Origin of the sequence: Streptomyces sp. NPDC057486, assembly GCF_042802415.1 — a bacterium.
GTDB classification, from domain to species: domain Bacteria; phylum Actinomycetota; class Actinomycetes; order Streptomycetales; family Streptomycetaceae; genus Streptomyces; species Streptomyces yanii.
In genome coordinates this window covers 25,965-51,968 of record NZ_JBHVEE010000024.1, presented here as the reverse complement: position 1 = coordinate 51,968, position 26,004 = coordinate 25,965, and the positions used below count along the sequence as shown (strand labels likewise).

General features: G+C 66.8%; 26 protein-coding genes and 3 pseudogenes. 14 read left to right on the top strand and 15 right to left on the bottom strand.

Annotation, left to right across the window (positions count from 1 at the left end; all coding sequences use genetic code 11):
• Positions 1-222 precede the first annotated feature (222 nt).
• Complete coding sequence (locus tag ACFU6I_RS14400) at positions 223-1,881, top strand: FAD-dependent oxidoreductase (RefSeq protein WP_384365439.1); 1,659 nt, start codon at positions 223-225, stop codon at positions 1,879-1,881.
• Positions 1,878-3,311 (top strand): ATP-binding protein, encoded by a 1,434-nt coding sequence (locus ACFU6I_RS14395; RefSeq protein WP_384365436.1) that lies wholly within the window; start codon positions 1,878-1,880, stop codon positions 3,309-3,311. Before ACFU6I_RS14400 ends, ACFU6I_RS14395 begins: the two co-directional genes overlap by 4 nt.
• 247 nt (positions 3,312-3,558) lie before the next feature.
• On the opposite strand, the pseudogene ACFU6I_RS14390 reads toward ACFU6I_RS14395, so the two are convergent.
• Positions 3,559-3,990 (bottom strand): annotated as a pseudogene (locus tag ACFU6I_RS14390) (PP2C family protein-serine/threonine phosphatase); the annotation flags it as partial.
• Between the two features lie 912 nt (positions 3,991-4,902).
• Between ACFU6I_RS14390 and ACFU6I_RS14385 the strand changes: the two are divergent.
• The 6 genes and pseudogenes from ACFU6I_RS14385 to ACFU6I_RS14360 all read left to right on the top strand — a co-directional run bounded on the left by ACFU6I_RS14385 (position 4,903) and on the right by ACFU6I_RS14360 (position 8,685).
• A complete protein-coding gene (locus tag ACFU6I_RS14385) occupies positions 4,903-5,103 on the top strand; it encodes a CsbD family protein (protein ID WP_384365433.1) in 201 nt (66 codons plus the stop codon).
• Positions 5,104-5,613: 510 nt separating this feature from the next.
• A pseudogene (gene gvpO / locus ACFU6I_RS14380) lies at positions 5,614-5,880 on the top strand (gas vesicle protein GvpO); the annotation flags it as partial.
• A 193-nt stretch (positions 5,881-6,073) separates the two neighbouring features.
• Positions 6,074-6,673, top strand: coding sequence for a GvpL/GvpF family gas vesicle protein (locus ACFU6I_RS14375; RefSeq protein WP_384365430.1), 600 nt, complete (start codon positions 6,074-6,076; stop codon positions 6,671-6,673).
• Between the two features lies 1 nt (position 6,674).
• Complete coding sequence (locus ACFU6I_RS14370; protein WP_384365428.1) at positions 6,675-6,941, top strand: gas vesicle protein GvpG; 267 nt, start codon at positions 6,675-6,677, stop codon at positions 6,939-6,941.
• A complete protein-coding gene (locus ACFU6I_RS14365; protein WP_384365425.1) occupies positions 6,938-7,759 on the top strand; it encodes a histone protein in 822 nt (273 codons plus the stop codon). The genes ACFU6I_RS14370 and ACFU6I_RS14365 overlap by 4 nt, the downstream gene beginning before the upstream one ends.
• The gene (locus ACFU6I_RS14360) at positions 7,759-8,685 is read left to right on the top strand and encodes an SRPBCC family protein (RefSeq protein ID WP_384365422.1); all 927 of its coding nucleotides are present in this window, start codon (positions 7,759-7,761) and stop codon (positions 8,683-8,685) included. Before ACFU6I_RS14365 ends, ACFU6I_RS14360 begins: the two co-directional genes overlap by 1 nt.
• 767 nt (positions 8,686-9,452) lie before the next feature.
• On the opposite strand, the gene ACFU6I_RS14355 is transcribed toward ACFU6I_RS14360, so the two are convergent.
• The 4 genes from ACFU6I_RS14355 to ACFU6I_RS14340 all read right to left on the bottom strand — a co-directional run bounded on the left by ACFU6I_RS14355 (position 9,453) and on the right by ACFU6I_RS14340 (position 12,688).
• Positions 9,453-10,142: a peptidoglycan recognition protein gene (locus ACFU6I_RS14355; protein ID WP_384365419.1), complete on the bottom strand. Its 690-nt coding sequence runs from the start codon at positions 10,140-10,142 to the stop codon at positions 9,453-9,455.
• A gap of 401 nt (positions 10,143-10,543) precedes the next feature.
• A complete protein-coding gene (locus tag ACFU6I_RS14350) occupies positions 10,544-10,744 on the bottom strand; it encodes a hypothetical protein (RefSeq protein WP_384365416.1) in 201 nt (66 codons plus the stop codon).
• A 550-nt stretch (positions 10,745-11,294) separates the two neighbouring features.
• Positions 11,295-12,515: an enoyl-[acyl-carrier-protein] reductase FabV gene (fabV, locus tag ACFU6I_RS14345; protein ID WP_384365413.1), complete on the bottom strand. Its 1,221-nt coding sequence runs from the start codon at positions 12,513-12,515 to the stop codon at positions 11,295-11,297.
• Complete coding sequence (locus ACFU6I_RS14340) at positions 12,512-12,688, bottom strand: hypothetical protein (RefSeq protein WP_384365410.1); 177 nt, start codon at positions 12,686-12,688, stop codon at positions 12,512-12,514. The genes fabV and ACFU6I_RS14340 overlap by 4 nt, the downstream gene beginning before the upstream one ends.
• A 1,102-nt stretch (positions 12,689-13,790) precedes the next feature.
• Here ACFU6I_RS14340 and ACFU6I_RS14335 point away from each other — a divergent pair.
• On the top strand, positions 13,791-14,333 hold the full coding sequence (locus ACFU6I_RS14335; RefSeq protein ID WP_384365530.1) for a DoxX family protein: 543 nt from the start codon (positions 13,791-13,793) through the stop codon (positions 14,331-14,333).
• 214 nt (positions 14,334-14,547) lie between these two features.
• Here ACFU6I_RS14335 and ACFU6I_RS14330 read toward each other — a convergent pair whose 3' ends face one another.
• The 9 genes and pseudogenes from ACFU6I_RS14330 to ACFU6I_RS14290 form a co-directional block, all read right to left on the bottom strand.
• Positions 14,548-14,808, bottom strand: coding sequence for a hypothetical protein (locus ACFU6I_RS14330; RefSeq protein ID WP_384365407.1), 261 nt, complete (start codon positions 14,806-14,808; stop codon positions 14,548-14,550).
• Between the two features lie 553 nt (positions 14,809-15,361).
• Positions 15,362-15,668 (bottom strand): annotated as a pseudogene (locus tag ACFU6I_RS14325) (transposase family protein); the annotation flags it as partial.
• The gene (locus ACFU6I_RS14320) at positions 15,669-16,583 is read right to left on the bottom strand and encodes an SDR family oxidoreductase (protein WP_384365404.1); all 915 of its coding nucleotides are present in this window, start codon (positions 16,581-16,583) and stop codon (positions 15,669-15,671) included.
• Positions 16,584-17,119: 536 nt separating this feature from the next.
• Positions 17,120-17,377 (bottom strand): hypothetical protein, encoded by a 258-nt coding sequence (locus tag ACFU6I_RS14315; protein ID WP_384365400.1) that lies wholly within the window; start codon positions 17,375-17,377, stop codon positions 17,120-17,122.
• Positions 17,367-17,594: a hypothetical protein gene (locus tag ACFU6I_RS14310; RefSeq protein ID WP_384365397.1), complete on the bottom strand. Its 228-nt coding sequence runs from the start codon at positions 17,592-17,594 to the stop codon at positions 17,367-17,369. The genes ACFU6I_RS14315 and ACFU6I_RS14310 overlap by 11 nt, the downstream gene beginning before the upstream one ends.
• Before the next feature lie 587 nt (positions 17,595-18,181).
• Positions 18,182-18,649 carry a DUF1348 family protein gene (locus ACFU6I_RS14305; protein WP_384365395.1) on the bottom strand — a complete coding sequence of 156 codons (468 nt, stop codon included), beginning with the start codon at positions 18,647-18,649 and terminating at the stop codon, positions 18,182-18,184.
• A 396-nt stretch (positions 18,650-19,045) separates the two neighbouring features.
• Positions 19,046-19,978 carry a MerR family transcriptional regulator gene (locus ACFU6I_RS14300; RefSeq protein ID WP_384365392.1) on the bottom strand — a complete coding sequence of 311 codons (933 nt, stop codon included), beginning with the start codon at positions 19,976-19,978 and terminating at the stop codon, positions 19,046-19,048.
• Positions 19,979-20,282: 304 nt separating this feature from the next.
• Entirely contained in the window at positions 20,283-20,615 is a 333-nt protein-coding gene (locus ACFU6I_RS14295; protein WP_384365389.1) for a YkvA family protein, read from the bottom strand.
• Positions 20,616-20,640: 25 nt separating this feature from the next.
• The gene (locus tag ACFU6I_RS14290) at positions 20,641-20,886 is read right to left on the bottom strand and encodes a WhiB family transcriptional regulator (protein ID WP_384365386.1); all 246 of its coding nucleotides are present in this window, start codon (positions 20,884-20,886) and stop codon (positions 20,641-20,643) included.
• A 169-nt stretch (positions 20,887-21,055) separates the two neighbouring features.
• Here ACFU6I_RS14290 and ACFU6I_RS14285 point away from each other — a divergent pair, with 169 nt between their 5' ends.
• From ACFU6I_RS14285 to ACFU6I_RS14265, 5 genes are all read left to right on the top strand, one after another.
• Positions 21,056-21,301, top strand: a complete 246-nt coding sequence (locus ACFU6I_RS14285) for a hypothetical protein (protein ID WP_384365383.1) — start codon at positions 21,056-21,058, stop codon at positions 21,299-21,301.
• Positions 21,302-21,523: 222 nt separating this feature from the next.
• Entirely contained in the window at positions 21,524-22,720 is a 1,197-nt protein-coding gene (locus tag ACFU6I_RS14280) for a cytochrome P450 (protein ID WP_384365380.1), read from the top strand.
• Between the two features lie 31 nt (positions 22,721-22,751).
• Positions 22,752-22,940, top strand: coding sequence for a ferredoxin (locus tag ACFU6I_RS14275; RefSeq protein ID WP_384365377.1), 189 nt, complete (start codon positions 22,752-22,754; stop codon positions 22,938-22,940).
• Positions 22,941-23,364: 424 nt separating this feature from the next.
• Positions 23,365-23,844 (top strand): SgcJ/EcaC family oxidoreductase, encoded by a 480-nt coding sequence (locus tag ACFU6I_RS14270; RefSeq protein ID WP_384365374.1) that lies wholly within the window; start codon positions 23,365-23,367, stop codon positions 23,842-23,844.
• Between the two features lie 493 nt (positions 23,845-24,337).
• A complete protein-coding gene (locus ACFU6I_RS14265) occupies positions 24,338-24,766 on the top strand; it encodes a VOC family protein (protein WP_384365371.1) in 429 nt (142 codons plus the stop codon).
• A 156-nt stretch (positions 24,767-24,922) separates the two neighbouring features.
• Here the strand turns inward: ACFU6I_RS14265 and ACFU6I_RS14260 are convergent, their stop codons facing one another.
• Positions 24,923-25,888 (bottom strand): NADP-dependent oxidoreductase, encoded by a 966-nt coding sequence (locus ACFU6I_RS14260; RefSeq protein WP_384365368.1) that lies wholly within the window; start codon positions 25,886-25,888, stop codon positions 24,923-24,925.
• Between the last annotated feature and the right edge of the window lie 116 nt (positions 25,889-26,004).

Below are 26,004 nucleotides of genomic sequence, written 5' to 3'. Positions count from 1 at the left end.
TCGAACACATAGCGGGCAACCCCGTGGTCACCCACGCGTCCCCGCTGCCACCGCAGCCCCTGCCACTGCGACACCAGCACCGCCGAACGGTCCCAGCGCGAACCGCTGCCGCCGCTCCCGGCCTGCCAGACGCAGCGACGGCCCTCCGCGGCCCACGGATGCCACTGACACCACACCGACGGACGGCCGTCATTTCCCGGTCTTTGCGGGAATGATGGAGCCATGGCGAACCCGACGATCCTGACTGTCGACGACGACCCGGCAGTCTCCCGGGCGGTCGCCCGCGACATCCGGCGACAGTACGGCGATCGCTACCGCATCGTGCGCGCGCTCTCCGGCCACGATGCCCTCGAAGCACTGCGTGAACTCAAGCTCCGTGGCGATCAGCTCGCGCTCATGCTCGCCGACTACCGCATGCCTCAGATGAACGGTATCGAGTTCCTCGAGGAAGCCATGGATCTCTTTCCGCTCGCCCGTCGTGTGCTGCTGACCGCCTACTCGGACACGGAAGCGGCCATCGACGCCATCAACGTCGTGGACCTCGACCACTACCTCCTCAAGCCCTGGAGCCCGCCGGAACAGCACCTCTATCCAGTGATCGACACTCTGCTGGACCTCTGGCACGCCACACCGGATCCGGGAGACACGGAGACCCGCGTGGTCGGGCACCGTTGGTCCGCACCCTCCTTCGCCGTCCGCGACTTCCTCACCCGTAACCTCGTGCCCTATCGCTGGCTGCTGTCCGACGAGCCGGAGGGGGAGCGCCTACTGGCAGCCGCAGGGCTGTCCGCGGCCGACGTACCGCTGGTCATCACCCCGGACGGAAAACCTCTGGTTTCTCCCACCGAGCGAGAGCTCGCCGCGCACGTCGGACTCAGCACCGTTCCGGCCTCGGATTTCTACGACCTGGTAGTGGTAGGTGGGGGGCCTGCCGGTCTGGGAGCTGCCGTCTACGGGGCCTCGGAGGGACTGCGTACGGTCCTGGTCGAACAGCAGGCGACCGGCGGGCAGGCCGGCCAGAGCAGCCGTATCGAGAACTACCTCGGCTTTCCCGACGGCGTCTCCGGTTCCCAGCTGACCGAGCGAGCGCGCCGCCAGGCGCTGAAGTTCGGGGCGGAGATTCTCAGCGCGCAGCGTGCTGTCGCACTGGAGGTGGCGGGATCGGGCCGGGTGCTGCATCTGGGCCCGGAGAGCGCCATTGCCGCGCACACCGTGGTCCTGGCCACCGGGGTGTCCTATCGGCGCCTGGCCGCCACCGGCCTGCAGGAATTCACGGGGGCGGGCGTCTTCTACGGGTCTGCCGTCACCGAGGCGCCCAGCTGCTCCGGGGAGGATGTATACATCGTCGGCGGTGCCAACTCCGCAGGTCAGGCGGCGGTGTATTTCTCACGCTACGCACGGCGTGTTCACGTCCTCATCCGCCAGGGTGATCTGACCCGTTCGATGTCCAGCTATCTGGTCGACCAGATCAACGGCATCGCCAACATCGAGATCCACCCGTGGACCGAGGTGCTCGGCGGTGCGGGCGAAGGGCACCTGCAGCAGCTGACCCTCCGCGAGAGCCGGTCCGGTGCCGTGCGCACCATTGACGCGTCGTGGCTGTTCGTCTTCATCGGGGCCGAGCCGCATACGGAGTGGTTGTCGGGGGTGGTCACCCGCGATGCGCGCGGATTCGTGGTGACCGGACCCGACCTGGTGACCGAAGGAAAGCGTCCGCCCGGGTGGCGGTTGCCGAGAGATCCGTACCACTTGGAGTCGAGCGTCCCCGGTGTCTTCGCTGCGGGAGATGTGCGTTCCTCCTCGGTCAAACGTGTCGCATCGGCCGTCGGCGAGGGAGCCATGGCCGTCGCGCTGGTGCACCGCTATCTGGAGGCGCAGTGACCACCTCAGCACACTTGTCACCTGAGCAGTTGCGGACTCTGTTCCTGTTCGAGGAGCTCAGCGACGAGCAGCTCGGCTGGCTGGCGGAACGCGGCCGCATAGAACAACGGCCTGCCGGAAGCGTCGTGTACAAGGAGGGCGAGTCGGCCACGTGTTTCTTCGTGCTGCTCGGCGGGGTGATCGCGCTCAGCCGGGTACTCCACGGCGACGATGTGGAGGTCACTCGCACCGATCAGCGCGGTGTGTACAGCGGGGCGACTCGCTCGTACATCGGGGACCGCATCGAGCAGCGGTACCCCCACACCCTGCGGGCTGTCACCGACACCGAGTTCTTCGTGTTGCCCGCCGACGATTTCGCGTATGCGATCCGCACATGGTTCCCGATGGCACTCCACCTGCTGGAGGGCTTGTTCTTCGGTACGCGAGCGGCCAATGCCATCGTCAATGAGCGCGAGCGGCTGTTGGCCCTGGCGTCACTGTCGGCAGGCCTCACGCATGAGCTGAACAATCCGGCGGCGGCAGCTGTACGGGCCACCGCGGCTCTGCGGGAGCGAGTGGCCGGTATGCGCCACAAGCTCGCCATGATCGCTGACGGCCGGCTGGACGGAACCGAGCTGCATCGTCTCGTGGAGCTGCAGGACGATGCGGTTCAACAAGCAGCTGCGGCTTCCGGTCTGCCCGCGCTGGCTGCGGCGGACGCGGAGGACGCCGTCGGCGACTGGCTCGAGGAGCACGGGGTCACGGAGGCGTGGGATCTGGCACCGACTCTGGTCGCCGCGGACATCGGCGTGCCGTGGCTGACCTCGGTGGCCGACACCATCGGCGAGGACAATCTGGGCTCCACGGTGAGGTGGCTGGCGTACACCATCGATGCGGAACTTCTGATGGGCGAGATCGATGACGCCGTGACCCGCATCTCGGGCCTGGTCGGTGCGGCAAAGCAGTACGCGCAGCTGGACCGGGCACCACAACAGACCGTGGATGTCCACACGTTGCTCGATGCCACGCTGACCATGCTGCGAGCGAAGATCCCGTCCAATGTTGTGGTGGTCAAGGACTACGACCATGAACTGCCGCCGATTTCGGCCTTCGGAGCCGAGCTCAACCAGGTATGGACCAATCTGGTCATCAACGCCGTGGACGCCATGCCCGCAGGGGGCACACTGACGATTCGGACGTGGCGGGAGGATGCCCACCTGCTCGTGGAGGTGGCCGACACCGGCGCAGGGATTCCGTCGGACATCAGACCTCGGATCTTCGAACCGTTCTTCACCACCAAACCGGTCGGTGAAGGCACTGGACTGGGGCTGGACATCTCCTACCGCATCGTGGTCAACAAACATCATGGGGACATCCGAGTCTCCTCGCAGCCGGGCGACACTCGCTTTCAGGTATGTCTGCCGATCGAACCGCAGGTCGAGGGGCCCTGAGGGTGGCGCTGGGCACCCTGCCCGCTTTCGGCCGGGTATCTGCGATTCATCGATGTGTGCGAGGCCCACGGACCCGACCTGTAGTTACGCACCGGCAAAGCCCGGAAGACGCAGGGCTCAGAGGGCGATCGGCCCTGCTGTCGTCCCCTCGAAACCCGGTCACGACGACGGCCTCCCTGCAGGAGCTCGTACCGCCCCATGCGAGTGGTTGCATGTTGACTTCGAATAGCACTCGCGATCGTTCTGCTCAGAGGCGGAGGACCATCAAGGCAATGTCGTCGCGGGCGCCGGCGCTGACGCCGAGGCGGGCGAGCACTGCGTCAGCGACGCGTTCGGGGCCGAGGCGGGCATAGCGGCCGAGTGCGTCGGTGAGGCGGTGCAGGCCGGCGTCGATGTCCTCGCCACGGCGTTCGACGAGGCCGTCGGTGTAGAGCACGAGGGTATCGCCGGGAGTGTAGGGCAGCTCGGCCTGGGGGCCAGGGAGATGTTTGGGGCGGGCTCCCAACGGTGGGTCGGTGGCTTGGTCGAGCAGCTCGATGGTGCCGTCGTGGTGCACCAGGACCGGCGGGAGATGGCCGGCACTGCTGTAGGCGATGCGGCGGCTGTGGGGGTCGACGACGACTTGGGCCGCAGTGGTGGTCAGCGCACCTTCGACGGAGCGTGCGTACAGGCCCAGAACCCAACGGCCGAGAAGCCCGGATCAGCACTCGCCTGCAGCGCCTCTTGATCGACTTGATCAAGGAGCATCGCGGCGCCTGGACCATGTCGACCTGCGGTGCGGGGAGAACAGCGGCATTCTGGTTGCATGACCGCGGCGTTGATCACCGTGCATACGCCGTCCCCCACGGGCGGGCGGATAGTAAGTGTGCATCGAACCGGTAGGGACGAGGTCCTCGGGCTGGCACACTCCGATCGCGATCTGGTCGCGTTCCTTGAGGGCGCCGGCCTGTCCGACCCGGAAGAAGTGCTTGACGATCCTCGGTGGGTGGAGTGGCAAGGCAGCCCCGCGCACCGGTGGCCCCCGGACTGAGGTCCCGTAATCCCCGGCAGGCGCACGACGACAGGTACGGCACCTCGCCGGGTTGTCGAACGCCCGAACACGCCCCGTACGAGGACGCCCCTCCGCCTTGCAATGCACGGATCGACGCCGCGCGCTGACCCACCAGGGGTTACCGGGCAGCCCCTGCATCAGGCGCTACGGCACACGGAAACGGACGGCAGCAGGGCTGCGCATCACTGCCCTCCGTCTCGCCGAGTGAGGCAGCCCCCGGCCCGCGCCGCGCGTTCCGTGGTCTCATCTTGAGCGGCGTTCGTCGTCACCGTGAGTGGTCGCCAGGGTCGGATCGGCTCGAGATACAGCGACACGACGGGGTGCGGCGACCTGGCCGCAGCCGAGAGCTTCGAAATGCCTCAGCTTTCGGGCTGGAGCCATTGCTGCATCCATGGACGGTCGAGTCCGGGCCAGGAGCCGTTATGAAAAGCGCTGGGCACTCGTGCGTAACCGCGGACGCCGGTCCCCCACCGCCGTGCGACTCGCCCAGCCGTGACCTAGCTTGACAGAGCAAAGGCACATCCACGCAAGGAGCACGCAATGACCAGCGGTAGCAGCAAGGACAAGATCAAGGGCAAAGCCAAGGAAGCAATGGGCAAGATGACCGGCGACCACGCCAAGGTAGCCGAAGGAAAAGCCGAGCAAGCCAAGGGTCGGGCCAAGGAAGCATTGGATGACACCCGGAAGAACATTCCTGGGAAGTCCGGCCTGAAAGACCCGCTCATCACCGACGACGAGTGACCTGAGAAAGCGAGCCCCCGTCCTGCGGCGGGGGATTCGATCTTCGAAGGTCAGGACGCTCCGACACGGTCCTGACGTGGCGACACATACCAGCCCTTTCCGCCCCCAACGCGGTTCGCCGGATCCGACTCTTCTGACGTTGCGTTCCTGCCTTGAGTACATTTTCCTGGACACGTCGCGGGCAGACGTAACGCACACGGACCGCGTACATGCCCCTTTCACGCAGCTCCTCGCCACTGTGAGGCGAGTGAAGGCACCCCACCTCGTTGCAGCCTCCGGTCGCTCGACCATCGCGATCAACTCCAAAGTCCTCGTTCGATCACTCAGCCTCGGCCACTCAGCAGAAGGCGGCAGCGGAGCCGAGATGGCGCCGCAGCCAATGACACACGTGCCCTGCAGAAGCCGCTGACGCGGTTGGGCCCACCCATCACTTGACACTGACGCGCCACTCGCCACCCGTTCGGTCACCTCCCGCGCGCACCTTCCACCAGTCGTGCACAGACTCATGGCATGCCAGAGGAACCCGTACGGCGCCCCCGCCCCAGCTCACGACCCGCATCCTCAGGAGCCGACAGGCTCCGGGGCGCGGAGGACGCTGCTCAGCACGCGCGCCGGAGCCTGGCCAGGCTGATCGACCACCATGCCGAGGGAGTCTCCGCCGTGTCCGGATCCGACGACGGCGGTCGGCGAGTCAGCGCGGACGTCCTGGAGGTGGCCCGAATCCCCGACACGACCAGCCTGCTTGCCACGTACGAGGTGGAGCTCGAACGGAATGGTCAAGAGCCTGGGGAAGTCCGGAGCGAAGAGGGCTGCGAAGCCCATCGGCGGAAAGGTCAGGGAGCCCTTGGGCATCGGCGACGAGGCCGAAGAGGAGGCGGAAGAGTCGCGGCCCCGTCGCCGCCGTGCCCCGCGTCGCGCCGGCGAAAGGCCCCGGGCCCGAAGCCGTAGCCCAGCTGAGGAAGAGTGACCGATGGACTCCACAGGCGTGTACGTGTACGCCTTCACCAAAGCAGGGCACCCTCCGCCCGCCGCCGGCCTCGGACTCGGAGGCAGCGCGGCCGCGGTCAGGCTGCTGACTCAGCCCGGCCTCACGGCGGTGGTCGGTGTGGCACCCGCACATCTGCGTGCCCCGCGGCGTGACTTGATGGCCCATCGGGCCCTTCTGGAGGACCTCTCCCTCCATGGTCCCGTACTTCCCATGCGCTTCGGAGTGGTCTCGCCGGACGACAACACCGTCCTGGCCGGAGCTGTGGCCCGGCGGGACGAGTACCTGGCTGCTCTGGAGAGGATCGACGATCGGGTCGAGATGAACCTCGAGGCCATGCCGCCGGAGGACTCGCTCGCGGATCTTGTCCGTGAGGACACACAAGTGCCCCGACTTCGCGAGGAGGTCCACAGGCGCCTTGGATTCGAGGCAGGCGTGCGCTTTTGCGAGGCGGTTGCGTCCGGGCTCCGGCGTCGCGCCCGCCAACTCGCTGCCGTTCAGCCGGGCAGGGAGACCCTCCGGCTGACCGTTCCTCTTCCCTGCTACAGCTTCGTTCCCTCCGATGCCGCGCCAGCAGGTGCTTGACATGGGGATTCTGTCTGCGGCGGCGCTCCTTCCGCCGGCGCCGGTTCGGGATGTCGTCTGGATCTCCGAACGGTTCGTCGATGCGGCGGACAAAGTACTGCATGACCCGGCGGTCATCCGGGCGCAGCTCCGCGCGCTGAACCGAGCGTTCGACAGCGGCGAAATCGACGAGGAGCAGTTCGACAGGGAGGAGGAGCGACTGCTTGATCTTCTCGAGAGACGCTCGCCTTCCGCCACGCCTCTGCAACTTGAAGGAAGAAGATCATGAAAGAAAGTACAAAGATCGCTCTGGCAGCGGCAATCGCAGGCGGATACGTCCTCGGGAGGACGCGTAAGGCCAAGCTGGCCTTCGCAGTCGGCTCCTATCTGGCTGGGCGCCAGTTCGGTCTGACACCCAAGGACATGCTCGCCCAAGGGTTGCAGAAACTGAACGAGAACCCCCAGTTCGCCGAGCTGACCGACCAGGTCAGGGGCGAATTCATGAGCGCGGGTCGCGAGGCCGTGGCGGCCGCGGCTGACCGCAGACTCGCGTCGCTGGCCGATGCGCTGCATGACCGCACTCTGTCACTCACCGCACAGGGGGAAGACGAGTACGACGAGGACGAGCGGTACCAGGACGAAGAGGAACCTTACGAGGAAGAGGAAGAAGAACCATACGAGGAGGAGCTGGAGGGCGAAGAAGAAGAGCAAGAAGAGGAACCTGAAGAAGAGGAAGAAGAGGCCGAGCAGGAGGAGCCGGAACCCTCGAGGCCCGCGCGTCGGCGCGGTGAAGGCCGAAAGCGCACGTCACGCCCCTCCGCGCCTGCGGAGAAGACTCGCGCTCCGAAGCATCGGCCGGCCAAGAAAACAGCGGCCAAGAAAGCAGCCCCGGCCAAGAAGACAGCTTCAGCAAAGACGACCGCCCCCGCGAAGAAGTCGCCGGCCAAGAAAGCAGCGGCCAAGAAGACGGCCCCGGCGAGGAAGGCAGCGGCCAAGAAGACAGCCCCGGCCAAGCGGGCTCCAGCGAAGAAGGCGGCGGCCAAGAAGACGGCGTCCAAACGATCCACTTCCAGCAGGACGCCCTCGCGTTCCAGGCAGGGGCGGTGATGGCTGTGGCTGCACACCAGAGGCAGGACCAGGAAGAACGCGGCTCGGGACTCGACCAGCTCAAGGACGAACTCGCCTCTTACCTGAGTGCCCAGGCACAGGAATGGATCGGCAAGGCCGGCGACAAGGTCGCCGATCTGACCGACCAGCTCTCCGACACTGTCGAGGGCGGTGGGCTTTCCCGCATCCTTGCTGGAGAATCGCCGGTCAAGGCTCTCGTCTCGGCGAAGGCGAAGAGCGTCAAGGACAAGGTCATCGGGAAGGTCAAGGAAGCCTTCACTGGTGGTGGCGGCGGTGGCCACACCAAGGTCACGAACATCGTCGAAACGCTCGACGTCGGACTGCCCGTGCGTACGGTCTACGACCACTGGACCCAGATCGAGGACTTCAGCAGCTTCACCAAGGGCGTCCGGAGCGTCTCTCAGTCCGATGAAACCGCGTCCGACTGGAAGGTGAAGGTAGGGCCTTCGGCGCGCAGTTGGCATGCGACGGTCCAGGAGCAGGTGCCCGACGACCGGATCGTGTGGACGTCCGACGGATCGAAGGGCAGTACGCGAGGCGCCGTCAGTTTCCACGAACTGGCACCGAACCTCACGCGCATCGTGCTGGTGGTCGAGTACTACCCCTCGGGCCTCTTCGAGAAGACCGGAAATCTGTGGCGTGCTCAGGGCAGGCGGTTGCGCCTCGACCTGAAGCACTTCGGCCGTCATGTCACGCTGGCAGGCGACGCAGAGGTCGAGGGCTGGCGCGGAGAGATCCGCGACGGCGAGGTCGTCCGTAGCCACGAAGAAGGACTGGAGGACGACGACACCGAGAACGAGTACGAGGAGGACGAGGAGGCGGACGAGGAGAGGGGCGACGAGGAGGGCAGCCAGGAGGACGAGTATGACGAGTACGAGGACGAATATGAGGACGTCGCTCGTTGAGGAGCCCTGGTGACACTCCTGGACACATGACAGAACGTGCCATCGGCATCTGCTGGGGGCACGACGAACCTTGCCGACGTCCTTGAGCGTGTACTCGACCAAGGCGTGTGATCGCGGGCGATATCAAGATCGATCTGCTGGACATCGAAATCCTCATCCTCCGTATGCGCCTGTTCGCCGCGGCAGTGCCGGAAGACGGATCCATGGACTCGTCGGGTCGGTCCCCTGGTTCAGCGCCTCCGGCAGGCAGCGGCAGGGCCTACTTGAGCTGGGCGCGAGGGCGACAAAGCGCCTGGGGGCAGCGCTTTGACGCAGCCTTGGAAGTAGCGGAGCAGGTGGACCGCATTCTGCGGACGTGCACCGCCGCCCTTGCGACGCCGACTGCACAGCGCCGGGGTCACGAGCAAGGGGCGTCGACAAGTCATGAACACCGCCTAAGGGCTGACCCGTCATCCCTGACGGAACAGCGCGCGGTGTCAGATGCAGTACATCGCAAGGCGGAGGAGCGTCCTCATACTGGGCGTATTCGGGCCCGTCCCGGCCTTGCAACTCTCCACCTCAGCACGAGGCTGGAAGAGGCCCAATGTGCGCAAGGCCGACCTCATCCTCATCAAAGGGAGAGGTCGCCGACCAAGGCGGACGTCGCAGTCACCTTCGACAAGTCCGTGAATGCCGCGCATGTGTGCATCACAGATCCACAAGGCCGTCAAAGCGCCTACGAAGCCTGCGGTCTGCACACTTCATGTCTACCGCGTCCCGATCAACGGTCACTGGCTGCCGCGGTGGAGGCTCTGCAAGGCCGCGGGGACCTCGGCGCCAGAAGATACTCGTGGGGATCTGCCCTGGAGGCCGGCAGCCATGGCACGGATCGCAGGGAGTCGGGCGAAAAGCGCCTCACCCGGGCAGTCGGTGGCATAGCCGTCGCGGTGGCCGGAAATGGCGTCGAATTCGGCCGAAGTACCCTTCGCGTAGCGGCTCTTGTCATTCGTGGACGTGAGACGCACCTTGCTGGTGGGGTCGATGCCGCGCAAGCTGAGTTTCCAGGCGGCGAGGGCCGCGATCGCATGTTCCATGGCTGCGGGCACTGGCGTCCCTCTTCCGAAGGTGCCAATCGCCGCGATCCCCGCAGTGCCCTGGTTGAATCCGATGGTGTGGGAGCCGATGACGGGCCGGTCGGCACCGCCGGCACGACCTTCGTAGATGGTGCCGCATTTGTCGACGAGGAAGTTGTAGCCGAGGTCTCCCCACCGCCGGTCACGGGTCTGGCCCGTGTACAGATTGCGCAGGGTACGCGGGACGTCCGCGCAGGCGTAGTCGTTGGGGGTGTCGGTGTGATGGATGAAGACCGCCGCCACCCCTTGCGCGTAGTGGGCATGGGGGTCGCGCTGGGTCTCATCGGCCCGCCATTGGGTCCGCGACACGATGGTGGGCCGAGGCGCGAAATGGGGAAATGCCACTGCCGTCGCTCCGAGCGCTGGGAACGGCCGCCCGGATTTGATGACCGGCTCCGGGACTGCTTCGGCCCGCCAGAGCGAAAGAGGGCCTCCCGGCATCGTCCTTCCGACGGCCCCGGCCGTCGTCACCCCGGCCGGTGCCGCCATGAGAGGCACGGCCATAGGAATCGTGACCCACAGAGCTACCCGGTACAAACGCACAGGAAAAAACCTTCTTCAGTCTTTCGCCGAGGGGACGGCGGGAGCGCGTATGGCCAATAGCTTTGCCATAGGAGGTTCGCTGCGCGCGCCGGGTTAGTGCAGTCAGGCGAGCATGTCGACGCACCTACCGGCTCGCCCCAACGGGCCAAGGATGAGCCCTTCCCACATCTGGGTGAGGTGCGGGGAGGGACAAGGCGACGGCGTCAGTTCTCGGCTCGGGTGGGGTCGGAGCCGTGCTTCAGGTAGACGGTGCTGCCCTCGGCCAGGGCGCGGGAGCAGGCGCGCAGGCGGTGGGCCATGTGCGGGGCGAGCAGGGTGTCCCACTCGGCGGGGGTTGCCAGCCGCCATTCTGCGAGCTCGTCCCGGTCCAGGCGGAATCGGTTCTCGGCCTCGTCCTGGGACATCAGACCGCTGTCGAAGAGGTGGTTGACCAGCGGCGGGCGACCATCGGCCTGCTTCGGTACCCAGACGACGACCAGCAGTACGGCCCGGCGCGAGGTCGATGCCCAGCTCTTCCTCGACCTCGCGCCGGGCGGTCTGCTGCGTCGCGGATGATTGCTCCGACTCCGGCAATGTGCTTGGGCAAGGTTGCGTAGTACTCGCCGGGGGGCAGTTTCGCAGGACCCGTGGAAAGCGACGCCAAGGGCTGTCCCGTATCTCTCCGGCATCAGCATCCTGGCGCAGGATGATGACGCAACCAGGGTGATCTCCTCGGCCGCCCGGTATCGGCACCTGGCAGGAGCAGGGGCAGCTCTCCGGCGCCGGCGGGACAGCCGAAACGCCCAACCGCGATCGTACGCAGGTGACTTGGCGAGCGCTCATTTCTGCGTCCCGACCAGCGCCCGGTCGCCCTGCACGGGTGGTGAGCCGGCCCCCTTCGACCTCCGTGGGCCGCTCCCCCACTCCTGCTGCAAACGACTCACCACCGCGGATGCATGGCGTTCCTCCTGGGTGTCAGATGGTGCGCTGGGGCCAAGGAACGTCGGTCTCGACGGGCGTGGCGTAGTCGATGCCGGGAACGGCGAAGCCGTAGAGCTGCTGCACCTGGACGGCGAACCAGTCGAGGGCGGCGAGGGCCGGGATGTTCTCGGTGGTGGCGGTCTTCCAGCGTTCGGCGACGGCCTCCTGGACGGCGGGGGTCAGCTCCCAGGTGTCGAGGCGAATGCGGTCCTCGTCGTCGACGTCGAGGGGAGCGGTGCCGGTGAGCTGGTCCCAGAGCTGGGTGAGCTGGGCAATCGGCGGGACCATGGCGTCTCCGAGGACGCCGCGCAGCAGCCCGACATAGAGCGCGATGCCGGGAATCGCCGTGCTGGACTGTGTGACGGCGGCCCCGTTGACCGAGGTCAGGGCTCGGCCGTCGACTTCCTTGACGAGCCGGTCGTTCAGGTCCCGGGCGGTCTGTTCCAGGTGGGCCTTGGCCGCGCCGATGGTGCCCTGCCGGTAGATCGACGCGGTCAGCGGCGACCCGATGTAGGACAGGGCGACAGTGGCGAACCCTTGTGCCAACAGATCGCGCCCGGCGAGGTGGTCGATCCAGCGGGCCCAGTCCGTGCCGCCCATGACAGCGACGGTCTGCTCGATGTCGTCGCCCTCGGCCGGCCCGGTCTCGACTGTCGTGACCTCGGGTGCCCCGTCGCCGTCGAAGACGAGGGTCTTGGTTCGGTACGCCTCACCAATCGGCTTGAGCACGGACGCGAACGTGACGCCGGTGTCGGGGTCCGTGCGGCGGGGGGCTGCGACGGAGTAGACGAGGTAGTCGAGCTTCCCGCCGAACCGCTCGTCGAGGAGGTCGGCGACCTGGTCCTTCAGGGTGTCGGAGAAGGCGTCGCCGTTGAGGAACACGAAGTCCCGCCCGTGCTTCGCGGCCAGCTCGGCCGTTGCGGCAGTCCGGTACCAGCCGGCCGTTCCGGTTCGGCGGCCGGGCGCCTTTTCGAAGGACACGCCGACGCCCCGGATACCGGCCCTGGCGAGTCCTGCGATGGTGGCGGCCAGCCCGTACCCGGCGGACGAGCCGATCACGAGCGCGACGGGCGCCTCGTCCGCGTCCGGACGACCCTGCTGCGCCGGATCGGGGACGGCCTGCCACATGTCCTGGACGAGCCGGGTGCAGCCGGCAGGGTGTGAGTCGAGGAACAGGAATCCCCGGGAGCGGGAACTGACGATACGTTCGGTCATGAGTGGTTGTCCTTGCCGGTCGACATGTCCAGGGGCGCGGCGGCCACCGGAGTGCTCACCGCGTCCTGCAAGTCTCGGACCATGCGGACCCGGGCGGTCACCTCGTCAGGAACAGTAATGACGAGGCGACCTTGGAGAGTTTCCACCATTTCGAGCAGGGCGAGGCCGGCCACACAAGTCTGCCCCGATGGATGCCTGCGTTCGACGTTCGACGCACCTCAGGACGGCAAGCGCAGCGTTAGTCGCGCTGGCTTCACGGAGGAAACGGAGGAAACGGTGGCTCCACCCGACTGCCGCACGTTCCTCGTGCTCACCACGACCGCGCTCGCGCACCGCAAGTCGGCACGAGCCGAGCGGGAGCCGACTTCGCCTTGTTCACATGTGTGCGGCGGGATCGAGGGGCGCCGTCCGAGCCGCACGATGCCCGGACTACGGCCAGGATCTGGATTGGCCTGGGGCATGTGTCGGAAGTCCCGCTCGCGCCACTGTTCGACTGCCCGTACGGGCCTGGCGGCGGAGTTCCACCCGGGCTGCGGTGCTCCGGCCGGGACCGGATGCCCAGAAGGGATGCCACTGGATCCGGGCGGACAGGTGCAGCAGGCGACGGCGCAGCACAGTGCGGTCGCGCAGGCAGGGCGCGGCGAGCGCTTGGTACGTGGAGTTCCAGTCGCGCTGAGCTTGCACCAGTTCGTGGGGGAAAGTGATGGACTCCATCACCACATTAGATCAGATGTTCGATTAATTGATCGACGCGTGTCACTCCATGAGTCCAAACGGCCCTGCAGGCGTATGCGGGTCAGGACTGTCGATGGGCGTCGCGCAGGAGGACCGCGCAGGCCGTTGAAGATTCCACGGTGCGCGTTCTGTGGGCAGCGCCCGTCATGCAGAGCCTGCCGGAACGGCGGCACTCCTTGCGTCCGGCACAGGGGCACCGGCCAGGCCGGCGGTACAGCACGCCGCAGGTAATGCGTTCCTCCTCCCTCCCGACGCGCGGTCGTCACGGAAGGGGGAAAGGGGTCATCATGGAAGAAGAGCCGATGTCAATACTCATATCGAGAACGACCGGCGGCCCGACCGGAATGACGCGCTAACGCGGCGGTGATTCCGCTGTCTTCCTTCCAGTTCTGGCTGTGTCCCGGCAGCGTCGCCGTCCTCGACGCATGGCATGCCTCGAAGGCGTCATGGTGACTGGACAACCCGCCCTGCTGCTTCCGTGGTGGTCCGTCGGCACCGCCCCGGGGTTATCGGGGCAGAGGAGAGTTCCCGGTGAACTACATCGCTGAGCGGCTGCGCGCCTCGCCCGAACCTGCGGCCCACGTTGCGGCGCGGCCGGCAGTGTCCGCCGGTGACTGCGGTCTGCTGCTTATCAGGATCACGTTCGGCCTGCTGATGGCAGGGCACGGCTCCCAAAAGCTCTTCGGCCTGTTCGGTGGCGACGGCCTCACCGCCACGGGCAAGGGGTTCGCCGCACTGGGATATCACCCTGGAAACGTCTACGCCGTCATCGGCGGTGGCTCCGAGTTCCTGGGAGGCCTCGGCCTGGCTCTGGGACTGTTCACGCCACTGGCAGCAGCTGCCCTGATCGGTGTGATGATCAATGCCATGGTGACCGTTACCGCATCACACGGTTTGTGGGATTACCAAGGCGGCGTGGAATACAACGTGTGCATCGCTGTCGTTGCACTTGGCATTGCCGCCACCGGCCCCGGTCGGCTCGCCCTGGACCACCCCTTCCGCTGGGGAAAGGGCGGCTGGCGCGAAGCAGGTTTCGCTCTGTGTCTCGGAGGCATCGGCGCCGCGATCGTACTGAGCCTCTAAGGGCTGTCCCGTAGTCCCTGGTGGATCAGCGCGCGGCGTCAGATGCGGTGCATCGCAAGGCGGAGGACCGTCCTCATACTGGGCGTATTCGGGCGTTCCGACAACGCAGCGAGGTGCCGTAGCTGTCGTCGTGCGCCCGCCAGGGATTACGGGACAGCCCTTAGCCCGGCCGTTTCTTTGAGGCGGGGCCAGTTGGCCTTCGGGTCCTGTCAGGTCAGATCAGTGCGGCACGCACATTGACCAGCGCCTCGTCGAGGGTGGTCGCAACGTTCTCGTGACCGCTGAAGCCGTCGTCCTCGCCCGGGTCGACGGTCCAGCCCCAGCCGCTTTCAGGATGCCCGTCGATGGTTGCGGCGTGCTTTCCCCTGGTGATGGTGATGGAGAGGTTCCCAGCCGGGAAGGTCTCGATGTCGACGTGTGCCGTCTCGCCGAAGGCGTGGTGGATGGCGTCGCGGGCTTCCTGCTCGGTGGTCATGGGGCTACTCCTGGTGGACAGTGACGACGACGGTGCGGCCGCTCGGGTCGGTGAGGACAGCCGCGCACGGGGGGATCGCGCGGTGAGGCCGAGGGACGGGGTGAACCCCGAGAACGGTGCCATCCGGTGCGGGTGGCGTAGCACTCGGGGCAGATCCCCAGCTGCTCTTCGGTGAAGGTGGACGTCATCAGCAGGTTATCCCCGAGCGGGCGCCCCCCTCCTGTGGCAGATACTCCCAGGCAATCGCCCTGTGCGGCACGGACGGAATCTCCCGCAAATCCGCCGATCGTTCAGGCTTGTGCGATCTGGGTGGCGCGTACGGTGCTCGGCTCCCGGCAGGAGCGACTCGATCACGTCCCACAGGTCGTCGCTGCCTTGTCACCTCTTCGCCCCGCGCCATTCCAGTACCCCGCGACCTGATGAACCTGACACCGAGCGGGACCCCATCACTCCATTGATCATTCTGCGGAATGCTCCTGAGGAAACCCGGCAACGGCTGGAGCAGCAGATTACGAGTTGGCTGACGCTATTGCTGCCGTTGGCCCTCGGTGTCAGCGTGGCGTCTTCTGCGGCGGCTGTTGTGGGCCTGCTGTCCGGCTGACAGGCTGCCCCAACGCCCGCGGGAGGGAACGCCGGACCGTGCCGCCTGCACTCCAGTATCCCCCTGCCGACCCAGCACGGGATGTCGGCTCGGGCCAGGGCGCCGGCGATGTCATGAGTACGGCTACGCGGATGTCATGGACCGAGCCGGGCAACGCCGGCGAGGCCCACAGCAGACGACCGAATGGATCGGCGTCGACCTGAACGTTCATCCCGTGTTTGCGGTGTTTCCCGGGAAGGTACGGCCGATCGGCGGCGACTCAGCGGTATCCAGTGGCGTCGGCGGGCTTGCCCGCGTCCTGAACCTCGACCATGTACCGCCAGGCATTTGGTCGACTGCCGTCAACGTCGGTGAAGCCGTAAACCTGGGCGAGCTGACCGCCCGACAACGACTGCCCGTTCCAACGGCTCACCCCGGGATCGGCGGCCAGGGCAGCGACGGCTCGCCCCACGTAGAACGGGGTCTCCGAGATGCAGAAGTGCGGCTCACACTCCAGCGCCTCATGCCACGATTCCTCGGTCACGCCGAAGTGGTCGAGCATGATCTCCGAACGCATCCACCCGGGCGTCAGTGCCACCGCTGTGCCGCCACGTGGCCCGAGTTCGTGGCCCAGCGCGAAAGCCATGCGAAGCACCGCCGCCTTGGCGAGATCGTAGAAGAACGAGACCCGGTAAGTGTCCCGGTTGTACTCGGCGGTGCCGTCGGTCATCTCGACCACCAGTCCGCCGCTATTCCGCAGGAGGAGGGGAAGAGCGTGGTGGCTGGTGATTGCATGGGTCTCCACCGCGAGCCGGAGCAGCCGAAGTCCCTTGTCGAGATCGTGCTCCCACACGGGGGCGTCCCATTCGAAGAGGCGTTCGCCGCCCCAGATGTCGTTGACCAGGATGTCCAGTCGACCTTGTTCGGATGCAATGCGATCGACCAGGCTTCGGACCTGGGCGGAAACCAAGTGGTCGGTCGGGACCGCGATGCCGTGTCCTCCCGCCTCGGTCACGAGATCGGCGGTGTCCTCGATGGTCTCGGGGCGGTTGTACTCCGAGCGCTGCACCCGTGTGCTACGGCCGGTTACGTAGACGGTTGCCCCGGCAGCGCCGAGTTCCACCGCGATCGCCCTGCCGGCTCCCCGCGTCGCCCCTGCGACGAGAGCGACCTTTCCATCCAATGTTGCTGACATGCGTGTCCTTCCGTGTCCACGTGCCGCGCTGCGTCAACGCCCGTGTCAGCGCCGACGCCGACACGATGGTTGCGCAGAAACTGGACACCTTCTGTCGTGTTTTCCCAAGCGCGGCTGCAGCATCGCGCGGATCGAGACGCAGGGATCGCTAGGGCGTGTGTCGGAAGTCCCGCCGTCCGCCCGAAGGGTGGGCCCGGCGGCGTCCAGTGCGTGCGATCGCAAGGCGGAGGGTCGCCCTCGTACCGGACGCACTCGGGCGGGCCCGACCACGCAGCGAGCGTGCGTGCCAGGGATTATGGGACAGCCCTTGGCACCGGACAGGCGGGGAGGTAGAGGTGATCTCGCGTGCGCCACGCCGCCCCCGCCACGCGCGGTACACGACATCAACGAGCGGCGGTCGGCGCGGCCCGGTCGGCACAGTTGGTACCGTCCCCGGCACCGTGGGCACCGCGTGAAGGCACGCAGACACCGCGCTGCCCGGTCGAGAAGAAGCCAGGTGTCGCTGCGGAACTGCGGAACGCAGGAGAGGCTCTCGGCTATGCCTCGATGTACGCCACCACTGTGATCGTCTGCAGGGCGGTGACAAAGAAAATGACCCGGACCCCGTCGATCTCGTCGACGTAATCTCGCAGAAGACTTCCCGGGATCAGGGTGCCGAGCTCGGGGTTGACGGAGACGGCCACGATCGCGCGGTCCAGACGATGGGTCTCGCCCGCGGTCAGCTTGCTGAGCTGCGTGAGTGCGGGCTCCACCGTGACGACACGGGAGCGCCGATGTCCGTGTTCAGGCGACACGGGCCTGCTTGTCGGCGAGGGCGGCGAGGTGCGCGTCGCGGGCGGTCTCCCACAGCACGCCCGTCTCCGGGGCCGGGTAACCGTTGGTGGCGATGTCCTCCAGGACCGAGGCGAGAGTGTCCGTCTTGGCCCGCTCGGCCGCGGCGTAGGAACGTATGGCGTCAGCGGCCGGGGGCTCCAGCGGCTGGCGCGCGGCGGTGGCCGGCTGTTCGCTCATCGAGGGCTCCAGAGGGCTGAACTGACTCGTGGCACAACGGTAGCGGGGTCTGAGGAACGCTGATGCCCTGTCCACCGCATTCCGTCACATGGTCGCCACAACCATTTCAGCAACTCCATGATTCATGGAGGTTCATACACCCCGGCGTACACGTGAGGCTCCACGAGGCCGGTACGCCGCAGCTCTGGTCGGCCCGGCCGGGCGGCTTCGCCCATTCCCCGCTCTGGCGCCTGCGAGCGCCAGAGCGGGGTGGTCAGACAACCGTCACCGCTCAGCGGGTGACGATCAGGCTGCCGCCGCCCTACCAGCTGATCCGTGGGCATCGAAGGAACCCATACGTCCGAACAAGGGGAGGCAACACCCCACCGCGGCAGCAGCGTTCGTTACTCTTCTCGGCTGTGGTGCGGCGTCCTCGGCAGGTCCCCGGCAAGCGTGGGCTCGTCCGGGGCCGTCGCACAACTTCGGTGACACGGCCCCCTGGAGGCCCTGCAAGCTGTGCCGCGTCGCGCCTCCGGCCTCGCTCCCCCGCTCCAGGCCCGTACACATCAGGTCACCGCGGCGGCCCGGGCTCGTCCGTGGTTCCGGGATCAGAATCCGAGGTCACTGAGACCGGGGTGGTCGTCCGGGCGGCGACCCGACGGCCAGTGGTACTTACGGTCCGCTTCCTTGATCGGCAGGTCATTGATGCAGGCGTGCCGTACGGCCATCAACCCGTTCTCGTCGAACTCCCAGTTCTCGTTGCCGTACGACCGGTACCAATTGCCGGAGTCGTCGTGCGACTCGTACGCGAACCGCACCGCGATCCGGTTGCCGTCGAAGGCCCACAGCTCCTTGATCAGCCGGTAGTCGAGTTCGCGGGTCCACTTGCGCTTCAGGAACGCGACGATCTCGTCGCGTCCTGTCACGAACTCCGCCCGGTTGCGCCATCGTGAGTCCACTGTGTAGGCCAGGGCGACCTTCTCCGGGTCACGCGTGTTCCAGCCGTCTTCTCCCTGACGGACCTTTTCGATTGCGGTCTCCCGTGTGAACGGGGGAAGGGGCGGGCGCGTGGTCATGACTACTCCTTCGGGGCTGGGCACTCTGACGTCGACGCTAAGGGCTGTCCCCTAATCTCTGGCGGAACAGCGCGCGGCGTCGGATGCGGTGCATCGCAGGCGGAGGGGCGTCCTCATACTGGGCGTATTGGGGCGTTCCGACAATGCAGCGAGGTGCCGTAGCTGTCGTCGTGCGCCCGCCAGGGATTACGGGACAGCCCTTAGGGCCGCCTGTACATGCCTGCCAGTCGTCCCGGCCCCACCGCATGGCCCATGCCTGCCACGGACGTCAGCGCGTGTGCGCCTGGCATCGTCCACGGCGACAAGGCCGGTAGGGACCCGGATCGGGCATGCCCCGGCAAGGCGGAAGCGGTGTGTTTCGAGTGGCCATGCCGTTTCACGAGCCGTTCGCCATGACTACAGCCGGGCGCGCAGGGCCTGAATCGTCCAGTCGAATGCCGGCGCCAGGCTGTGCGGGGCGGTCCAGCCATTGATCACTGCAACCAGCCGGAAGTACCTGTCCCGACGCGGATCGTTCATGGTCTCCAGCCAGGTCAGCAGCCGATGCCGGACCTCGACGTCGTCGAGTCCGGCAATGACGTACGCGTAATGCGCCGTGATCGCCGCGATGACCGGATCCGCCTGGGGCGAGGCCGGGTGGGTGCCGTCAGCAAGCGCGGGGGCAACCTGGTCACGGACCACCGCCGCAACGTCGCGGGCCAGTCGCGTAGTCCCGTCCTTCGTACGCTCTGCCATGTGGTCCTCGGCCATCCCCCGCATGCCGGCACGGAAGTCCGGATCCTGAGACAGCTCCGCCAGTTCCACCCACGCCTGGACCTGCTCCGCTTCGGGATTGTCGGGCAGTTCCGGTGTCATGGAGCGAATGGCGGCTGCGCACTCGGGTCTGTCGTGCAGATCGACGAAGACAGCGTCGAGGAAATCGCCGATCAGGCAACGGCGTTCGTCCTCGGAGAGTCTGGCCAGCTTGTGCATGAGTTCCATCTCCTCAAGGGTGGACCCGCGTCTGGCCACTGCCGTCAATACCGCACGGCGCAGGCGCAGGGCCCTGATCTGCACTGCCAGGGCCTCGGCGTGCGCAGCCGCAACCTGCGGGAGCGACAGCTCCCGATCCACTACCTTCCGGATCGTGGACAGGTCCAGTCCCAGGTCACGCAGGGTTCGTACGAAGTCCAGGCGTGCGACGGCGTCGATGTCATAGAGGCGGTAGCCCGCCGGGGTGCGGTCGATCGGCGACACGATCCCACGGTCGGAGTAGAACCGAATGGTCTTGACCGTGAGACCGGTGCGCCGGGCCAGGTCACCGATCGAGTAGAGCGTGTCGCCGTCCATGCCCCCACCTTCGCGTCTCCCCCTACTGGAGACTCAAGCCCAGTCCGGCGCCGGTAGCAAACCACGCCCCCCACGCGAGCCCGGCCGGCTTGCCCGGACGCGTCGAGGCCTGCCGTCTGCGTACGCAAGCAGCGTGCTCGGCTGCGGAAGTACGCCCTGCCGAAAGGGGCCTACGGTCCATCCGGGGTCCTGCTCGGCGCATCGCCGGGCCACGATCTGTCGCACCTCAGCGGACTGTGCAAGGGTGCGTCGTATGGGCGAGGACGGAAAGGCAACTACCGTACGTCACCCGCTTCAATCCCGATCAACTATGTCTGCGCTCTCGCCGAACGCGGGGGCCCGGCCGCCCTTCACAAGGAACGCGACGCCCGAGCCGCCCTGGGCCGGGAGCGGGGAGAGACCGCAGGGCCAGCAACAGGAACGCGATGTCGTCCAGATAGACGGGGTCGGGGATCAGGTCGACAGGACACACGGTATAGATCACCGCGGCCCACACCAACGCCTTGCTGCGCAGCGGGACACCCGCGTCCATCAGCAGCTTCCTTGCGCGGAACAGCCTGACCAGGAGTACACCGGCAGCCCCCATCGTAAGTAGTGCGGCGACCACGCCGACGAGAATCCAGGCCTTGGTGTCCATGGTGCATAATCCGTCCTCATCCGGATTATTGAGCACGCCTGCGCGTGCGTCGCTTCTTCGCACGCCGTTCGGCCTCACCCAGCCCGCCCCATACGCCGGAGTCCTGACCGTTCTCCATGGCCCACTCCAGACACTGCTCCCGCACAGGACATCCCCGGCACACCTCTTTCGCCTCCTCGGTCTGCACCAGCGCCGGACCTGTGCTCCCGATGGGGAAGAACAGGTCGGGATCCTCGTCACGGCAGGCCGCGTGCATACGCCAGTTCTCCATGTGTCTCACTTCCCGTGGCCGGTTGTCCGAATGGTTCGTGCCCTACGGGTGACCTGCATCGGATCCCTGAAACCCCATCGCGAGGTGTACACGCGGCGGATTTTCCCCCAAGCCGCACCCGCGTCCACGCGCAGAGCCGTATGCCGAGCAAAGCGACAGGAAGCCGGACTTGCCGGAGGCCGAGCACGTCGAGGGACGAGAGACGGGCGAACTCAGGAACATTGTGTCCGGCGGCCGTGCCAGGGGTGCGCAAGCGCCGCCCTTCCATTCAGCGGATGGCCGGACACCCTCCCTTCTCGTGAACGTCGGCGTGGCAACCGAAATCGGTTTCGTCAGCGTGTATGACGTACGTGAGTCAGAACCGCACATGCAGAACATGGCCGAACTCATCGCCCCGTTCTCGGTGCAGTCCTGATTCATGGGGTCACAGGCACGCACTCCGTATGGGACGCGTGCCCGAATACGTACGGAAACCCGGGCGCATCACCTCGGTGGCTCACAACGCCCGGCCAAGGCCGCAGCCGGAATCGACGGCCCACGGCGAGTTGGCCGAACACTGACTAGACCATCTGGGTGCTTGAGGAATCCAGTGGGGAGAGGCCGGCCGGAATCCCCCACCCCGTTTGCGAGGTTCGCCATGGCAGATATTGAGACCATTTCCTTTCCGCAGGACCGAACCTGCCCCTATCACCCGCCGACGGGGTACCGGCCTGCGCACCGGGGGCCACAGGCAGTGTCGCCCGCCCGGCTCTTCGATGGCCGCACCGTGTGGCTCGTGACCGGGCATGCGGAGGCGCGTGCGTTGCTGGTCGACCCGCGGCTGTCGGCCGACCGGGAGAACCCTGCGTTTCCCGTGTTCACCGAGCGGGTGGCAGCGACCGCCTCGCGACGCGTCGAACTGATCGGTCTCGACGACCCCGAACACAACGTCCAACGACGGATGCTGATTCCGAGCTTTACGGTCAAGCGCACAGCGGCCCTGCGGCCGCGGATCCAGGAGACCGTGGACGGTCTGCTGGACGCGATCATCGAGCAGGGCCCGCCGGTCGATCTGGTCAGTGCCTTTGCGCTGCCCGTTCCGTCCATGGTCATTTGTACGCTGCTCGGGGTGCCCTACGCCGACCACGAGTTCTTCGAGTCGCAGTCGCGCAGGTTGCTGCGCGGCCCGGCAGCCGGCGATATCGAGGCCGCGCGGGACGCACTCGACGAGTACTTCCGAGCCCTGATCCAACGCAAACGGTCCGACCCCGGCGAAGGGTTGCTCGACGAGCTCATCGCCCAGCAGCTCGACACCGGGGCCGTCAACCACGACGAACTCGTCCGAATGGCCGAGATCCTGCTCGTCGCCGGTCACGAGACGACCGCGAACATGATCTCGCTCGGTACCTTCACTCTGCTGCAGCATCCCGACCAGTTGGCCCGGCTGCGCGCCTCGACGGACTTGATGCCTGCCGCCGTCGAGGAACTGCTCCGCTTCCTCTCCATCGCCGACGGAATGTCACGGGTGGCTACACAGGACATCGAGGTGGGCGGGGTGACAATCCGGACCGGGGACGGCGTCATTCTGTCCACGTCCGTGATCAATCGGGACGAGGTTGCATATCCCTCGCCGGACGAACTGGACCTCGGACGGAATTCGCACAACCACGTCGCCTTCGGCTTCGGTATCCATCAATGCCTCGGTCAGAACCTGGCTCGGGCCGAGATGGAGATCGCGCTGCGTACGCTCTTCGACCGCCTTCCGGGACTGCGGCTGGCGGTACCCGCCGACGATATCCCGTTCAAACCGGGTGACACCATCCAAGGCATGGTTGAACTGCCCGTGGCGTGGTGATCGAAATCCGAACGGAAAGGACCCTGTTGTGATGCGGATCAGTATCGACACGGATGTGTGCATCGGCGCCGGACAGTGCGTGCTTGCCGCGCCGACGGTCTTCACCCAGGACGACGACGGCTTCAGCAAACTACTCCCTGACCACGAGGACGGCGCCGTCGGTCCCTTGGTCGGGGAGGCAGCCCGCGCCTGCCCCGTACAAGCGATCACGATCACCTGAGGACTCTCCCGTCATCCCTGGCGAAACAGCGCGCGGTGTCAGATGCGGTGCATCGCAAGGAGGCGGAGCGTCCACGGGCTGGGCGTATTCGGCCGTTCCGACGATGCGGCGAGGTGTCGTAGCCGTCGTCGTGCGCCCGCCAGGGATGACGGGACAACCCATAACCCCATAGCCCCACGCGCTGAGCGGGTCACGTCGTCCCTGACTGCCGATCGGCCCCGGCCTCTGCCGCAGGGCGGCGTCGGCCCACGGGACGGAAACCTTCCCGAAGGTCCTCACCAGCCCTGCTCGCCGCAGACGCAGGGTGCGCACCTCTGCACGGCAGACGCATCGGGCGTGCGAGATGGCGGCCGCTCCCGGTCCGTAAGGGCGCAACGCGCTTTGTCGACCGGGCAGAAGCGAGGACCGTGGCAGGATCGGTTCCATGGACGAGACACCAGCCGAGGATTCCGTCGCATGTGCCGTGCGGGACCTCTACGAAACACTGCTCCGTGCCTGGAACCGCCGTGATGCTCAGGGATATGCGGCGCTGTTCGCTCCTGAGGCCGCAATGATCGGATTCGACGGAAGTCAAGTGCGGGGCTCGGAGGTGGCGGGTCATCTCGCACCGATCTTCGCCGACCATCCGACGGCGGCGTACGTGTGGAAGATCCGGGAGGTGCGACGGCTGGGCAGCGACGCGGCGCTGCTGCGCGCCATCGCGGGCATGGTGCCGCCGGGTCAGACCGAGTTGAAGCCGGATCTGAACGTGGTGCAGACGCTTGTTGCCGTATACGGCGCTGAGACGTGGCAAGTGGCACTGTTCCAGAACACCCCTGCGGCCCATCACAACCGTCCGGAACTCGTGGAGCAGCACAGCAGCGAACTGGGGCAGGTACTCCGTGAGGCTTCCGAACCCGGGTAATCACCCTCAGCCCCCGGCTCGTTCCGATAGGCGCCCTGCGGCCGATCGTCCGGGGTGAAGCCGGATGTCACGCATGACGCGACGAAGGGGTCCCGCCGGACCGAGTCCAGGGAGTCCTCGACCGCGCGCCGGGTACGGAGACGGGGGGCGAGCACGCCGATACAGATGGGTGCAGCCCCTGAGCTGGGCGGCAAGTACGGCACTCCTGAACAGTGCCAACCACGGCCGCCGTGCTCATGCTCAGGCCTTCCAGCGTTGTCGCACCGGTGGCCGGCGCACAGCCCAGGAACGGTATTGCCTGGGCCCGTGGTGATCACTAAAGTCGGTCACGTGACTACCGGGTCGGCCATGAGCCATGCACGAGTGAGGTTCCCGGCCTCGGCGTGAGGGCGAGGCGGGCAAGAGCCCCGCCCCTTTTCCGTGTCTTCCTGCCTGGCGCCCGTATGTGGCGCCCGTCCCAGCGGATCCCAAGACCCGGAGACACACCTCACACATGCCGAACCATCAGGACTACTCGTACGAATCCGAACTGACGGCGACCGCCGTCCACTTGAACCACACCGCCGTCTACGCCACAGACCGGCAGCTGTCGGCCGAGTTCATCGCCGCGATACTGGGGCTGAAGGTCGGCGCTCCATTCGGGCCGTTCCTCCCCGTCGACCTCGGCAACGGGGTGACGCTCGACTACTACGAGAAGCGTGACGAACCGATCCAGTCGCAGCACTACGCGTTCCTCGTGCCCGACGAACAGTTCAACAACATGATCGCCCGTCTGGAAGCAGTTGGTGTTACCTACTTCGCCGATCCGAGCCACACCGAACCCGGCCGGATCAACCGTCTGTTCGGTGGTCGCGGCGCGTACTTCGGCGACCCGGACGGCCACAACATGGAGATCATGACCCGGCCCTACCTCCGCCCCTAAGGGACGTCGTCGCTCGAAGGGGGGCCACGCGGCATCCGGTGCGTGCGATCGCATGGCGCCCGCAAGTCCTCGGGGATCCGCTTCGAGGACTTGCCGGCATCACAGCCGGCGTGCGCGCCGGACGCCGTGCGGCCGACAGCGGTTCGACGACAGAACTCAGGTGTTCCGGTTGCCGTCCACATGGAGGACGACCTTGCCGCGGGGGTGCTCGGTCGCAAGTGCCTCGTAGGCCGCGCGGGTCTCGGTGAGTGGCACCACGCGGTCCAGCACCGGCTTCAGTCGGCCCCTGTCGATCAGTTCGGCGATGGCCACCAGACCGGCCCGGTCGGGTTCGACGATGAAGAACAGGGCGCGAACGTCGTGGGCGGCGGCCTTCTCAGGGTCCGGGGGCTGCACGATGCTGATGAGGGTTCCGCCGGGCCGCAGCGTCGCCCAGGAGCGGTCCTGTGCCTCTCCGCCCACCAGGTCGAGCACCACGTCGGCGTCCCGCACCAGGTCCTCGAACCGTTCGGCCCGGTAGTCGATGACCCCCTGCGCGCCGAGCGCGGTGACGAAGTCCATGTCACGCGCGGAAGCGGTGGCCGTCACACGCCCGCCCAGTGCCGTGGCGATCTGCACGGCGAAGGTTCCCACACCGCCGGCGCCGCCGTGAACCAGGACGTGCTGTCCCGGTTGCAGCTCGGCATGGTCGACCAACGCCTGCCATGCGGTGAGGGCCGCGAGCGGTACAGCCGCCGTGCGGTCGTGATCCAACTGGGACGGCTTCGCGGCGAGCATGCTCGCGGGAACAGCAACGTACTCGGCTGCCGCCCCGTCCCGGGTGAACGGGATCAGCCCGTAGACCTCGTCGCCGACAGCGAGCTCGGTCACCCCGGCGCCGACTTCGGCCACAACGCCGGAGACCTCGTGCGAGGGAATGGTCGGCGTTCGGTCACGCCCCGTCCCGTCAAGGCTGTCGGTCCAGCTCGCGTCCCATTCGAGTTCGCCGGCGGTGATGGAGGCGGCGTACACCGCGACGAGCACTTCACCGCCGGCCGGTTCGGGGCATGGGGCCGACTCGTAGACGAATTGTTCCGGGCCGCCCCGTCGGTGGGCCCGGACGGCGTGCATCGTACTGGTCATAAAGAGATCACTCCCATGATCGGACCGACCTCAGTCGGTCACACCGGCCCGTCACTCCTTGGACGGCGGCTCGCTCCTCATCGGGTGCCCACCGGACGCCCTTCGCCGATGCCGTC